This is a genomic window from Nocardioides sp. dk884 (assembly GCF_009557055.1).
Classification (GTDB): Bacteria; Actinomycetota; Actinomycetes; order Propionibacteriales; family Nocardioidaceae; genus Nocardioides.
Map to the genome: position 1 here is coordinate 1,086,051 of NZ_CP045649.1, position 13,998 is coordinate 1,100,048.

12 protein-coding genes are annotated in these 13,998 nt (G+C 71.6%); 10 read left to right on the forward strand and 2 right to left on the reverse strand.

From position 1 onward, the window contains the following. Positions 1-106: 106 nt before the first annotated feature. The 6 genes from GFH29_RS05310 to GFH29_RS20435 all read left to right on the forward strand — a co-directional run bounded on the left by GFH29_RS05310 (position 107) and on the right by GFH29_RS20435 (position 9,502). A complete protein-coding gene (locus GFH29_RS05310) occupies positions 107-2,440 on the forward strand; it encodes a hypothetical protein (protein WP_153322375.1) in 2,334 nt (777 codons plus the stop codon). Positions 2,441-2,489: 49 nt separating this feature from the next. After that, complete coding sequence (locus GFH29_RS05315; protein ID WP_194289026.1) at positions 2,490-3,860, forward strand: ABC transporter substrate-binding protein; 1,371 nt, start codon at positions 2,490-2,492, stop codon at positions 3,858-3,860. After that, the gene (locus tag GFH29_RS05320; protein WP_153322377.1) at positions 3,857-4,594 is read left to right on the forward strand and encodes an ABC transporter ATP-binding protein; all 738 of its coding nucleotides are present in this window, start codon (positions 3,857-3,859) and stop codon (positions 4,592-4,594) included. The genes GFH29_RS05315 and GFH29_RS05320 overlap by 4 nt, the downstream gene beginning before the upstream one ends. Next, a complete protein-coding gene (locus GFH29_RS05325; protein WP_153322378.1) occupies positions 4,591-7,503 on the forward strand; it encodes a branched-chain amino acid ABC transporter permease/ATP-binding protein in 2,913 nt (970 codons plus the stop codon). The genes GFH29_RS05320 and GFH29_RS05325 overlap by 4 nt, the downstream gene beginning before the upstream one ends. Before the next feature lie 80 nt (positions 7,504-7,583). After that, positions 7,584-8,219 carry a neocarzinostatin apoprotein domain-containing protein gene (locus GFH29_RS05330; protein ID WP_228387877.1) on the forward strand — a complete coding sequence of 212 codons (636 nt, stop codon included), beginning with the start codon at positions 7,584-7,586 and terminating at the stop codon, positions 8,217-8,219. Beyond that, a complete protein-coding gene (locus tag GFH29_RS20435; protein ID WP_194289024.1) occupies positions 8,216-9,502 on the forward strand; it encodes a hypothetical protein in 1,287 nt (428 codons plus the stop codon). The genes GFH29_RS05330 and GFH29_RS20435 overlap by 4 nt, the downstream gene beginning before the upstream one ends. A gap of 360 nt (positions 9,503-9,862) precedes the next feature. Here GFH29_RS20435 and GFH29_RS05345 read toward each other — a convergent pair whose 3' ends face one another. Next, positions 9,863-10,735, reverse strand: coding sequence for an NAD-dependent epimerase/dehydratase family protein (locus GFH29_RS05345; RefSeq protein ID WP_153322382.1), 873 nt, complete (start codon positions 10,733-10,735; stop codon positions 9,863-9,865). Next, positions 10,732-11,559 (reverse strand): hypothetical protein, encoded by an 828-nt coding sequence (locus GFH29_RS05350; protein ID WP_153322383.1) that lies wholly within the window; start codon positions 11,557-11,559, stop codon positions 10,732-10,734. The genes GFH29_RS05345 and GFH29_RS05350 overlap by 4 nt, the downstream gene beginning before the upstream one ends. Positions 11,560-11,606: 47 nt before the next feature. Here GFH29_RS05350 and GFH29_RS05355 point away from each other — a divergent pair, with 47 nt between their 5' ends. From GFH29_RS05355 to GFH29_RS05370, 4 genes are read left to right on the forward strand one after another with little or no spacing between them, the layout of a single operon-like run. Continuing rightward, positions 11,607-11,924: an antibiotic biosynthesis monooxygenase family protein gene (locus GFH29_RS05355; protein ID WP_153322384.1), complete on the forward strand. Its 318-nt coding sequence runs from the start codon at positions 11,607-11,609 to the stop codon at positions 11,922-11,924. After that, positions 11,921-12,643: an alpha/beta fold hydrolase gene (locus GFH29_RS05360; protein ID WP_153322385.1), complete on the forward strand. Its 723-nt coding sequence runs from the start codon at positions 11,921-11,923 to the stop codon at positions 12,641-12,643. Before GFH29_RS05355 ends, GFH29_RS05360 begins: the two co-directional genes overlap by 4 nt. 9 nt (positions 12,644-12,652) lie before the next feature. Beyond that, positions 12,653-13,420: a FadR/GntR family transcriptional regulator gene (locus tag GFH29_RS05365; RefSeq protein WP_153322386.1), complete on the forward strand. Its 768-nt coding sequence runs from the start codon at positions 12,653-12,655 to the stop codon at positions 13,418-13,420. 40 nt (positions 13,421-13,460) lie between these two features. Next, on the forward strand, positions 13,461-13,997 hold the full coding sequence (locus GFH29_RS05370) for a MaoC family dehydratase (RefSeq protein WP_153322387.1): 537 nt from the start codon (positions 13,461-13,463) through the stop codon (positions 13,995-13,997). Position 13,998 lies beyond the last annotated feature (1 nt).

Consider the following 13,998-nt stretch of genomic DNA (forward strand, 5'->3'; position numbering starts at 1 on the left):
AAATCGGAGATCCGATGCAGGGACCGGCAGCCGAGGAGACGCTACGGCAATGAGGACGCGCGCACGAGCACTTGGGGCCGCCCTGGCCTCCGGCCTGGTCGCATCGATGACACTCATCGGTGCGGGCAGCTCGGGAGCCCTCGGCGCGGGCATCGCGCCCACCGACGGGCTCGACCCCCTCGTCCTTGCCGGCGGGTGCTGGACCTATACGCCTGACCCGCTGACCGACCCTGCGCAGCCCGCCGGGCCCGCCGTCGACGGCGAGCCCCTCGACCTGACCGACGAGCCTCTGTTCGACATCTCCACCGCGTTGGAACCGTGGTCCTCCCTGCCGCCCGACCCTGCGGCGCCCCCGGTCGCCCCGCTGCTCACGACCGCCGGCGACACCGCCGTCGGCGGCACTCGCACCTTCGCCCTCGACCTGGCCGGCGGCCCTGCGCTCGGCGAGGTGCCGACGGTCGTCCGGGCGGTCTTCCACTTCTCTGTCGACGGCCAGGATATCGCGCCCGTCGAGGTCTCCTTCGGTCCTGGCGAGGAGCTCGAGGAGCTCCCCCCGGTCGAGGGCAGCTTCGTGATCGAGGAGCCCGGCGCCCACCAGATCGCGCTGCGCGGCGTCTTCTTCGACATGCCGCTGCTGGCCCGCCGGGTCGCCTGCAACGCGCAGACCGAGGGGATTCCCGGCGGCGCCAACCCCGCCACGGCCCCGCTCGACACCAACCTGGCCTCCGACTTCGCCGCCGTCGCCGAGCCCGCGGCGATCATCGCCGGCATCGAGGGTCAGCGGGGGCTGGGTGCGGCCCGCGCCGGCGACACCGTCCGGGTCGCGGTGATCGGACTGGCCTCCAGCACCGAGGCGCAGGTCGCCCTCTGTGACGCCGCCGCGCTCTGCCTCCCGCCGGCCACCTTCCTCACCGAGCCGGACGGCTCCGGCCTGGGCGAGATCCGGGTGCCGAGCGAGGTGGAGGCGGGGGAGTGGACGCTGCGCGTCTCCGACGCCGCGCGCTGGCTCGACCTCCCGCTCACCCTGCTCGGCACCCCGGCGCTCACCCTGACCGAGGAGGCCGCCGAGGACGAGGTCGAGATCATCGTCGAGGGCGTCGGGTGGAACCCCGGAGTCCCGGTCGAGGTGCGCGGCTACCGCGGCCCGCGGTTGGTCGCCGGCAACGCCACCTCCGATCGCCGGGCCCGGGTGCGCCCCGATGCCACCGGCGCGTTCAGCGCGACCTTCACCGCGACCGACCGCAGCACGAAGCGGGTCGGGGCCGTGCAGGCGCGGGCCGACCGCGCGCCGCTGCGTGCCGCTGCGGTGTTCGGGGGTTTCGCGGCCGTACCGCCGCCGCCCGGCCCCCCGCAGAACGATCCTCCGCAGAACGACCCGCCGGCGAGCCCTCCCGCGACCACGCCGTCCGTCGTCACCCCGGCGCCGCCGGCTTCCATCGCGGCGCCGCCGGCCGAGCCGCCGCTCAGCATCCCGCCGCCCAGCGGCAAGGGCGTCAAGAAGTTCGACCCGCCGGCGGAGCCCGACCCGGAGCCCGTCGAGACGACCCTGGCCATCGGCCAGGTCACGCTGGAGGGGAGCGCGAGCTTCGGCGAGCTCTTCGGCGCCGCCCCCGAGCGCACCTTGTCCTTCACGGTGCAGAATCTCGGCGAGGTCGCCGTGGAGGACCCCGAGGTGCGTCTCGTGGTCAGCAAGACCGACGACGTCGAGCCCGCGCCGGTCAAGGCCGGGATCGGCACCCTCGAGCCCGGCGACACGGCGCGCGTCGAGATCCCGATCGCGCTGCCGACCGCGGCCTTCGGCACCTACCACGTGCGCGGCGGCGTCGGTGACGCCGAGCTGACCGCGTTCGACCTGGAGTGGAGCAGCTACCCGTGGGGGCTGTTCGTGCTCAATGCCCTCGGTCTGGTCCTGCTCGGCTGGGGTCTGCGCCGCCGCCTCGCGGCCCGCGGCATCGCACTGTCCGCCCTGCTGCCCCTCGCCGCCCTGTCGCTGCCGGTCGGCGCACGCCGTACGCCGCCCGCCGACGGCCCGCTGGGCGACGCGGTCGTCGACCTGGTGGCCCTGGAGAAGTGGTGGGACCTGCGCGACGGCGGCCAGCGCCCGCCGGCCCCGCGCCCGCGCCTCCTCGGGGGTACGCCGACGCCGCTGATGGCCACCGTCCCTGCGGCGGCGCCGCGTGCGGATGCCGTCGAGCTCAACGACTCGGTGGTCGACCTGGCGGCCGCCGCCGCGTGGTGGGAGCACCGCAGCAATGGCGAGCCGCAGCCGCGCCGGCGCCTGCTCGCGGTGGCCGGCGAGCCCGCGCCGCGTGCGGTCGGGTCGGTCGCGGTCCTCGACCCCGAGGCTGAGGCCGCCGACGCCGCGATCGTCGACCTCGCCGCCGCCGACGCGTGGTGGTCCAGGCAGGAACAGCGCCGGAAGGGTTACGGGCGTGGTTAATATCCTATATTCTTCCGTTATGACCCGCCTCACGGATGGAGGAGCCCGCGTGACGAGCTCGAGGACCAAGAACCGTTGGTGGCGCGACCGGTCGGCGGTGATCCGCACGACTGCCGTCGCGGCCTCCGCGTGCCTCGCGCTCGTGGGCTGCGGCGCGCTCATGCCCGGCGGCAACACGGGAGGTGGCGGCCTCGCAGTGGCCGCCGGACCCGGCCCCGGCGTCAGCGACGACTCGGTCAAGGTGGTCTTCGTGGCCGTCGACCTCGACGCGATCCAGAAGCTGACCGGCTTCGTCACCGCCCCGGTGGGTGACCAGGAGGCGCAGATCCAGGCCCTCGAGGACTGGGTCAACGACAACGGCGGCCTCGGCGGCAAGAAGCTCGACGCGGTCTTCCGCCTCTACGACGGACAGAACGACTCGCCGGCGACCGAGGAGCAGCTCTGCAACCAGGTCACCCAGGACGACAAGGCGTTTGCCGTCGTGCTGACCGGCCAGTTCCAGTCCAACGCCCGCCCCTGCTACGCCCAGCGCGAGACGCTGATGCTCGACGCGACGCTCTACGCCAGCGACACGGCGTACTACGAGGAGCTGGCGCCGTACCTCTGGTCGCCGAGCTTCCCCGAGTACGACTCCTTCATCCGCGCCTACGTCGCGGCCACGGAGAAGCAGGGCTTCTTCGAGGGCCAGAAGTCCGTCGGCGTGGTCGCGGCGGACTCCCCGGTCAACCGCCGCGCGGTGGAGGAGGTCGGGGTGCCCCTGCTGAAGGAGGCCGGCCTCGACGTGCAGGTCGGCTGGGTCGACCCCACCGACATGGGCACCCTCTACGCCGGCCAGGAGCAGGCGGCCGACACGTTCCGCAGCAAGGGCGTCCAGCGGGTCATGTTCTTCGGCGGCTCGCGCCTGGCCTCGATCTTCGCCAGCATCGCGGCCGGTCGCCAGTTCACGCCGAGGTACTCGATCTCGAGCTTCGACAACCCCTCGTTCTTCATCAACAACCCCGACCTGATCCCCGACGGCACGATGGACGGGATGATCGGCATCGGGTTCCACCCGCCGCAGGACGTCTCTGATGAGCTGGTGCCGTTCCCGGACCCCGACAACGCCGCCGAGGTGGAGTGCTTCGAGGTCTACAAGGACGCCGGCATCACCTTCGAGTCGCGCGAGAGCGCCCGCGTGGCGCTGCCGTACTGCGACGCCGCGCGCATGCTCAAGATCGGCGCCGACAACGCCAGCGGTGACCTCAACGCCCAGACCTGGTCCGATGCGATGGAGGCGAACGGCGAAGGCGTCGAGACCGCAGCCGGCTTCGGCGGTGCGCTCGACCGCGGCCGCGCGGGCGCCGGCGGCTACCGGGCCATGCGCTTCGACGATGAGTGCCAGTGCTTCGTCTACGACGGCGACGTGGAGCTCTTCGAATGACCGACGCCCCCGCGCTCTCCTGTGCCGGCATCCGCGCCTCCTACGGCCAGATGCAGGTGCTCTTCGACGCCGGCCTGGTGGTCGAGCAGGGCGAGATGGTCGCCCTGATGGGCCCCAACGGCGTCGGCAAGAGCACCTTGCTGAAGGTGATCGGCGGGCTGCTGAAGCCCGACGCCGGCACCGTGACCATCGGCGGGGTGGACGTCACCAACGCCGCGACCCGCAAGCGGATCGACCTGGGGCTCTCCCAGGTCGTCGGCCAGTCGGCGTTCGGGTCGCTGACGGTCGTCGAGAACCTCACCATGCACGGCTTCGCCGCGACCGACCGGCGCTGGAACGCCGAGGCCGTCGAGGCCGCGCTGGCCGTGTTCCCGCGTCTCAACGCTCGGCGCAACCAGACCGCCTCGACGCTCTCCGGCGGTGAGCGCCAGATGCTGGCCCTCGCCAAGTCGATCGTCGTCGAGCCCAAGATCCTGGTGATCGACGAGTTCTCCCTCGGCCTCGCGCCGGTGGTGGTCGGCGGCCTGATGGATCTGCTGCGCCGGCTCAACGAGCGGGGGTCGGCCGTGCTGCTCGTCGAGCAGTCGGTCAACGTCGCCCTCTCGCTGGTCGACCGCGCCTACATGATGGAGAAGGGTGAGATCATCGCCGAGGAGCGCGCCGCCGACCTGGCGGCCAACCCTGACCGGATCCGTGAGCTGATGCTCGGTGGCCACGCGGCGGGTGCCCGATGAGCGCCCTCGCCCTGGTGAACGGCGTGAACGCCGCGATCACCCCGATGTTCTCGCTCACCGACTTCGACTTCGGCCTCGACCGGATCGTCCTCGGACTGTTCTCCGGGCTCACCTACGGGCTGCTCGCGATCGGCCTGGTGCTGGTCTACCGCTCCAGCCGGTTCGTGAACTTCGCCCACGGCTCCGTCGGCGCGTTCGGTGCCTCGGTGCTGGCACTGTTCGTCGTCGACTGGGGCGCACCGTACTGGCTGTCGTTCCTGCTCGCGATCGGCGTCGCCGGCCTGCTCTCCGCGGGCATCGAGGTGCTCGTCGTACGCCGCCTGACCGGGCGCCCGGCCCTGATCGGCATGATCGCCACGCTCGGGCTCTCGCAGTTCATCTTGATCATGGCGCTGGTCATCAACACCGACGGCATCAGCGGCTTCACCTTCCCGAAGCCGCCGTACCTCCCGACCTGGGAGATCGACTCGCTGCCCGTCGGCCCGCCGTACATCGCGATGTTCATCCTCGGTCCGCTGCTGCTGTGGGGCCTGGCCGTGTTCCTGCGCCGCCACCGCCTCGGAATGGCGGTGCGCGCGGCCGCGGACGATCCCGACGCCGCACAGCTCGAGGGCATCCCGGCGCGCCGGATGGCGACCCTCGTGTGGGGCCTGGCCGGCGGCATCGCCGCCTTCTCGGCCATCCTGGTCACGCCGACGACCTCGGGGCAGGGCCTCGACGGGCTCGGCGCGGACCTGCTCCTCAAGGGTCTCGCCGGCGCCGTGATCGGTCGGATGACCTCGATCCCGATCGCGGTCGCCGCCTCCCTCGGGATCGGCGTGTTCGAGCAGCTGCTGCTCTCCAACCCCGACACCCGGTCGCTGGTCAACGTCGCCATCGGCCTGGTGATCGTGATCGCCCTGCTGCGCCAGCCGATCCTCGGCCGGGCCAGCAAGGAGCGCGGCGGCTGGCGTCGCGTCGTCGTACCCCCGCTGCCGGAGGCCTACCGCACGGTGCGCAGCATCGTGTGGCTGCCACGGGTGCTGATGTGCATGGTCGCGATGGCGGTCTTCGGCCTCGCCTACGTCGTGTCCAACGAGACCGCGTCGATCCTGACCAGTGTCGCCGGCTACACCCTGGTCGGCCTCAGCGTCGGCCTGGTCACCGGCGTCTCGGGCCAGCTCTCCCTCGGCCAGTTCGCCTACGCCGGCATCGCCGCCGCCGCCTCGGCCCACGTGGTCGACGCGACCGGCAGCTTCGTGTTCGGCATCGTGGCCGGCGTCGCCTCCGCCGCGATCGCGTCGGTGCTGATCGGCATCCCCGCGATGCGGCTCAAGGGGCTCGCCCTCGCGGTCTCGACGCTCGCGTTCGCGTTGGCGACCACCTCGTGGCTGCTGCGCACCGACCTCTTCCTGGGCGACGGGCTGTCCCCGGCCAGCCCGACGGTCTTCGGCTACCCGGTGACCTTCGCGGTCGACTACTACCTCTTCGCGCTGCTGATGCTGGCCATCGGCATCTGGTTCACCAACAACCTGCGCCACAGCGGGTTCGGGCGCAGCCTGCAGGCGCTGCGCGACAACGAGGAGGCCGGCCGCGCCTTCACGGTCCCGGCCCGGCTGCGCAAGTTCCAGCTGTACGCCGTCTCCGGCGTGGTCGCCGGCCTGGGCGGCGTGGTCATCGGACACGGCCAGACGTCGCTGACGGTCAACTCCTTCCCGGCCAGCGCCAGCATCGACGTGGTCGCGCTGACGGTCATCGGTGGCCTCACCCTGACCATCGGTCCGCTCATCGGCGCGCTGATCATCGTGGGCCTGCCCGCGATCGTCACCCTGTCCACCGCCGGCCAGGCCGCGCTGGCGATCAGCTGGCTGCTCGTCGTCATCCTGCTGCCCGACGGCCTCGGCGGGGTGCTCATCAACGTCCGTGACCGCATCTACGACGGCCTCGCCCGGCGTGCCGGCGTCGATGTCGAGGTGGCCCGTCACGGGCCCGGCGAGCCGTCCACCTCCCCGCTGCAGGGGACGATGCGGCTCGAGGGGCTCGTCGAGCGTCCCGGTCCCGCGTCCGACGGTCCGGTCGCCGGGCTGGCCCCGGTGCTCACCGTCGCGGGTCTGTCCAAGCGCTTCGGCGGCGTCGTGGCCGTCGACCACGCGGACTTCGAGGTCGCGCCCGGGGAGATCCTCGGCGTCATCGGGCCCAACGGCGCCGGCAAGACCACCTGCTTCGAGATGGTCGCCGGCTTCACCAGGCCCGACGCCGGGCGGGTTGTCTACGACGGGGTCGACGTCACCAAGGCGACTCCCGAGCAGCGCGCTATCCAGGGCTTGGTGCGGTCCTTCCAGGACGCCGCGCTCTTCCCGACCCTCACCGTGCGCGAGACGCTGATGATCGCCCAGGAGCGCACGGACCCGACCGGCCTGTGGACCGCCTCGATCGGCGTACGCACCGGCGAGCGCGCCAAGCGCGTCGCGGCCGAGGAGCTGATGGAGCGCACCGGCCTCACGCCGTACGCGAACCGGATGATCTCCGAGCTCTCGACCGGCACCCGCCGGGTGGTCGAGCTGACCGCGCTGCTGGCGCTGGAGCCGAAGGTGCTGCTGCTCGACGAGCCGTCCGCCGGTATCGCGCAGAGCGAGAGCGACGCGCTGGGTGACCTGCTGCTCAGCATCCGCCGCGAGCTCGGCACCACGATGGTCGTCATCGAGCACGACCTTCCCCTCCTCTCGCGACTGTGCGACCGCATGATCGCGATGAACCTCGGCCGGGTGGTCGCCACCGGCACCCCTGACGAGGTCCGCAACGACCCGGCGGTCGTTCGCTCCTACCTGGGCAGCGAGCAGGCCGCGATCCACCGTTCCGGCGCCCACACGGCACCGGCCGCGGTGGTCACCGATCCGGCCCTCACCCGGGCCCAGCCGGTGGCCCCATGACCTCCGAACCTCCCCGCGCACGAACCCGTTCAGCCGCACTAGCTGTCCGCACCACGATCGAGGAGCCTTACGTGAAGAGAATGCCGACGATGCTGGCCAAGCTGGCCGCAGGCGCCGCGGCGATGATGCTCGTCACCATCGTCAACGCACCCCCGAGCTTCGCCGCACCGACACTGGAGGTCAGCCAGCTCGAGGGGCTGACCGACGGCCAGGTGCTGACGGTCAGCGGGGAGGGCTACGAGCCAGGCCTGTCCGGGATCGCGGTCGGGCAGTGCGTCGAGGGCTACGCCGGCCCCGCCGACTGCAACCTGCCGAACGGCTCGACGTTCCGCACCGCGGACGAGAACGGCTCGATCGGTGAGTTCACCGTGACCGTCAACGAGAAGTTCGGCGATCACGACTGCACGGTCGTGCAGTGCTACTTCGCCTCCGGCCCGATCCCGAACGCGGTGGACGAGGCGACCTACAAGGCCAACGTCGTCGAGCACAAGATCAGCTTCGGTGCGCCGGCCGTGGAGCCGGCTCCCGCCGAGCCGACGACGGCCCCCGCGGCGACCACGCCCACCACGCCCACGACCGGCGGGACGGCGCTGCCGAAGACCGGTGGCGGCGACTCGATGCCCGTCGTGCTGCTCTCCGGCTCCGCGCTGCTGCTCCTCGGCCTCGGCGTGATCGTGGCCTTCCCGGGCCGCGGTCGGACCGGGGTCGCGCAGTGACCGCCGCGTCGTGGCAGCGCCCGGTCGCGGCGTTCTTCGCGGCCACGGGCCTGGCGCTCGTCTCGCTGCCCGCGCTGGCCGCGCCTGCGACGGCAGCGGGACCTGCCTCGGCAGAGGTCACGTTCAGCAGCTGCCAGTTCCTCGGCTTCCCGTTTGACTACGACCCCCAGATCACTGTGGCCGCTCTCCATGCGGATGCGGCCAGCACCGACATCACCCTGGTGGCGGAAGTCGAGGATCTGCCCGGCGTCGCTCCGGTCCCGATGAAGGGCTACACCATGGACGCGACCTTGACCGTGTCCGTGGACGGCGCCGAGGTGGAGCTGAAGGGCGGTCACGCTCTCGCCGACTTGAAGCCCAAGGAGGTGATCCCCATCGCTGACCTGATCGGGAACGTCACCACCAGCAACCCGGCACTCGAGATCAGCGTCAGCAAGATCGCGTTCTCGACCTACGCGGGCGACCCGTCGAAGGCGATGACCGGAGAATGCGCGGTGACGTCACCCGTTGCGCTAGGGACGGCGACGGTAGAGATCGGAACCCCGCCGACGCCGACGCCCACCCCGACCCCGACGCCGACCCCCACCCCGACGCCGACTCCGACGCCCACGGATCCGCCGAAGGGCGGGGGCGGTGACAAGGGCGAGCCGGCCTCCGGCACTGTCGACTTCGAGTGCCTGCTGCAGGAGTTCAATTCCGACTTCAAGTACCCGGCGAAGATCACCGTCGCCGGTGCACGCGCCGCCGAGGATGACACCGAGGTCAAGCTGGCTGCCTCGATGAGCAAGATGCCCGGTATCGCGCCGGTGCCGATCGACGGGGTCGGCATGGCCGTCGAGCTCGACCTCGAGATCGACGGCACGGCGACCACCCTCACCGGCGAGAACAGCCTGACGCTGGCGACCTACGAGGAGATCCCGATGCCGTCGATGAGCGGCACGGTCGAGACCGACGCGGTCGACGCGGAGGTCAAGGTCATCGGCGCGGGGATCGTGACCGACGAGGTCGGCGGGACCACCATCACCATCGACTGCACGGCCGGCAAGGTCCTGGGCACGATGACCATCGGCGTCGGCGAGCTCGACGAGCCGGACGACGGCGACGACGGCAGCGGCGGCGGCGCGGGCGGCGGCACCACCACGCCCACGTCGGGTTCCACGCTGCCGCAGACCGGTGGCGGCGACTCGCTGCCCGTCATGGCGCTGTGGGCGTCGGGTCTGACCCTGCTGGGCGCGGCCGCGCTCCTGCTGGTCCCCGGCGTACGACGCAAGGTCGAGGCCTGAGGGCTGAGCTGAAGACGGCCGGCGCGGGCCTGCGGGGGCATGCGCCGGCGCGGTGGCCCTGACGTTCCAGGCGTCGGGTCACCACGGGGCCGGGGTGGGGTCGGAGGACCCCCACCCCGGCCCTTCGGCATGCCAGGCCAGGTTGAATCGAGAGTTCTGACGGTCGAGTCGAGAGTTCCGACCGGTTGAGTCGAGCGCTCCGTACGTCGTGTCACCACAAGGGCCGACTCGGTGCACCACACGAGCCGACTCGCGCAACCATTGGCGCCGACTCGCGGAGTACGCAGAACGGCCCCGGGCGGCGCGGGGAGCGCCGGCCGGGGCCGTTTCGGTGCTGCGGGTGCTGCGGGCGGTGCGGTGTCAGCTGCCGGCGGGGGCGACGAGGTCGCGGTACGCCGGGTCGAAGGAGCGGCTCGGGGTGAAGCCCGAGTCGATCAGCTTCTGCACCGAGATGGGCTTGGTGGGGCCCTCGATCTCGTTGCGGTACTCCAGGGCCGGGAGGCCCTGCTGCGCGGCGAGGGTGTCGAACAGCGTCGCGTTGGTCGGGCCGACCTCGGCGTGGGTGAGGTTGTAGACCCCCACCAGGCGCTCCTCGAGGGCGTGGACGACGGCGTCGGCGCAGTCCTCGACGTAGAGGCGGTAGAGCAGCGCGTCGCCGGAGAACGGCACCGAGCCGCCGAGGTAGTCGTGCGCCATCTTCACCTTGTCGGCGATCGGCGGGTCGCCCGCGCCGAAGATGTCGCCGCAGCGGAAGACCGAGACCCGGTCGCCCGCGGAGAGGTAGGCCTTCTCCATGAGCAGGAAGTTGGCCGGGCTCGGGTCGCCGGACTCGGTGGTCGGCGCGGTCTCGTCGACCACGTCGAGGTGGTTGGCGGCCGAGCCGTAGACCGAGAGCGAGGAGAGCGCGACGAGGTACGGCGTACCGGGCGCCGACACGACGTTCTCCGCGGTGTCGACCAGGATCTCCTTGTAGGTCTTCGCGCGCCCCTCGGGCGTCATCGACTGCGCGGCCGACGGGCCGGCGCTCACGACGACGGCGTCGGCCTCGGCGACGGCGGCGTGCACCGCGTCGCGGTCGTTGCCGCGCAGGATGATCGCGTTGCCGAAGCGCTCGGTGAGCCCCTCGATCTTCGCCTCGGTCGTCGTGGTGACCGTGACCTCGTGGCCCAGGGCCTTGAGCCGGTCGGCGACTGCCGAGCCGACGAAGCCCGCCCCGATGATCAGGACCTTCATGCGGTTTCCTCCATCTGCTTGAAGCCGGCGCGGACCGCGACCAGCTCTTCGACCCGCTCGGCCCCGAGGAACTTCTTGGAAAGCTCGTTCATCGGGTCGAGGGTGTATCCGTAGGTGCGCACCTGGTGGTCGCGGGCGCGCAGCGCGGCGCGCTCCTCGACCGGCGTCGCGACGGCGTCGCGCACCCAGCCGAGCCAGGTGTCGACGCGCTCGTTGACCGTCGCGCGCAGCGTCTCCACGACGTCGGCGGTGCGCTCGGCGACGTAGGAGTGGGCGACGGGGGAGAGGAACGCGCGCATGTAGGTGCCGTGGCTGACCGACCAGGTGAACCGGTCGTCGCCGCGCAGCGCCAGGAACTTCTCGTTCTCCGGCTCGTAGTACGTCGCGAGGTAGTCGGGGTCGACCATCAGGTCGCGGCGGGCCACGAACTCGCTGTAGAAGAAGATCTGCGGGATCGTGCCGAACACGATGATCAGGTGGGGGACGTCGATCTGCGGCCCGAGCCACACCTGCAGGTTCATGTCGAGGATCGAGTTCTTGCGGTTGCCGATCCAGGAGTGGACCAGCCACTCGGCGGTCGGGCCGTCGTTCGACAGGTCGCCGGCGAAGGTGTGCATCGCCCCCTCGTAGCCGCCGTCCTCGGTGGACCAGTAGTCCAGCCCGGCGCTGGAGGGGTGGGCCTCCACCGGCAGCTCGGCGACGATGCGTTCCTTGGCCTCGCTCAGGATCTGCCAGAACTGCGCCCACAGCTCGGAGCTGTCGACGTCCGGGGACTCGGCGAGGAACTCGTGGATGGTCTTGGTCTGCGCACTGCTTCCGCTCACCCGCCGGACTCTATCTATATATGATCTATCTGACGAGAGGAATGGGCATGATCGTGGTGGTGAGCCAGGCCTGGACCAAGCCCGGCGAGGAGCACGCGCAGGGCTACATCGCGCGCAACGAGGAGTTCGGTCGGTTCTTCCGCGACCATCCCGGGTTCCGCGGGCGCCGGCTGGTGCGCGGGGTCGAGGACCCCACCCACTTCACCCACCTGCGCTGGTTCGACTCGGTCGAGAGTTACGAGGAGTGCACGCGCGCCGAGGGCTACGTCGAGCACACGCAGCTGATGTATGAGCACCTGCGGCCCTACGACTCCTACCCCCGCGAGTACCTCGAGGTGGTCATCGACGAGCCGGGCCCGGCGTGAGCGTGTTCGTGCTGGTGCACGGCGCCTTCCGGGGCGGCTGGGCCTGGCAGCGGGTGCGCCCCCACCTGGTCGCCGCGGGGTACGACGTGCACGCGCCCAGCCTGCTCGGCGCCGGCGAGCGGACGTCGTACGCCGGGGAGGTGCGCGGCCTCGACGGCTGGGTCGACGACCTGGAGGGGCTGGTGGTGGCCGAGGACCTGCGCGACGTGGTGCTGGTCGGGCACAGCCAGGGCGGGATCGTCACCACTGCCCTCGCCGCGCGGATCCCGGAGCGGCTGCGCTGCCTGGTGCACCTCGACGCCGCGGTCCCGCGACCGGGGGAGCGGGCGATCGACCTGCTCGGCGCCCCGGCCGCCGAGCCGGCGCGGGACCTCCTCGTCCCCCCGCGCCCGCTGGTCGCCGGCGACGACCTCGACGAGGCGACCGCCGCCTGGATGAACGCCCGGCTCTGCGACACCCCCGTCGCGCCGTCGCTCGACCCGGTGCCGGCGGTGCCCGCCGAGGTGCCGCAGGTGTTCGCGTTCTGCGCGGGCACGCCCGAGGGCTACCCGTCGCGCGTGACCCGGGACCGTCGGGCGGCCGAAGGGGAGCGCGACGTGCTGCTGGACTGCGGCCACGACGCCCCGATGACCGCACCGGCGCTGGTGGCGCAGCTGCTGCTCGCGGCGGCCGGATCCCCGCGCGACATACATCAGACATTTGCGCCCGCCTCGGGCTAGGGTGCGGGCATGGCAGACCGACCCGACGGCGCCGGCCCGGCGTACCGCACCCTCGCGGACACCCTGCGCGCGCAGATCCTCTCCGGGGCGCTGAAGTCCGGGGACCGGCTGCCGGCCGAGCCCGAGCTCTGCGAGATGTACGGCGTCTCGCGCAGCACCGTGCGCGAGGCGCTGCGTGCGCTCGCCACCGAGCAGCTGATCGTCACCCGGCGCGGGGTCGCGGGCGGCTCGTTCGTGGCGGCCCCGCAGCCCGGCGACATCGCCGGGCTGGTGCAGTCCAGCCTGGCGCTGCTGACCGACGCCGACTCGGTCTCGGTGGACTCGCTTCTGGAGGTCCGCGAGATGCTCGAGGTCCCGGCCGCCGGGCTTGCCGCCGCGCGCCACGGCGAGGAGCACCTCGCCTCGCTCGAGGAGACCCTGTTCGACCCGCGCGGGGGGGACCCGGACGCGATGTTCGTGGCCAACCGCGACTTCCACGTCGGGCTGCTGCGGGCTGCGTGCAACCCGGTCCTCGAGGCGGTCACCGCGCCCATCTTCGGGGTGGTCTACGAGCGCTTCGTGCGCCGCCAGGCCCCCGCCCAGTTCTGGGCCCGGGTCGACCACGACCACCGCGACATCCTCGACCGGGTCCGCGCGGGCGACGTCGCGGGCGCGGAGGAGGCCCAGCGCGCCCACCTCGGCGGGCTGCGGCCGACGTACGAGCGGATCGACCGGGAGCGCCGACAAGATCGGAACAACGTTTCAAAAACCCTTGACGCCAAAACATCAGACATTTAGGGTCGGCAGTACAGACACCGACAATGGGATGGAGTGCGTCGTGGGCGTGCAGGCAGGCTGGCAGGGACGGTTCTTCGAGGACTTCGAGATCGGGGACATCTACCAGCACCCGCTGGGGCGCACCGTCACCGAGGCCGACAACATCTCGTTCTCGCTGCTGACGATGAACACCAACCAGATGCACTTCAACAGCGAGTACGCCGCGAAGTCGGAGTTCGGCAAGCCGCTGGTCGTCTCCACGCTGACCGTGGCGATCGCGGTCGGGCAGAGCGTCACCGACCTCACCCAGAACGCATTCGCCAACCTGGGCTGGGACGACATCAAGATGACCCACCCCGTCTTCGCCGGCGACACGCTCTACAGCGAGTCCGTCGTGCTGGAGAAGCGGGAGTCCTCGAGCCGTCCGCACGCCGGGATCGTGACGGTCAAGACCCGCACCCTGAACCAGACCGGCGACGAGGTCTGCTCCTTCAAGCGGATGTTCTACGTCTACAAGCGCGGCGCCGAGCAGCTGCAGGGGATCTTCCCCGAGGGCAAGAAGGCGCTCGTCGACGGCACCCCGCTGGCCGAGGGCTGAG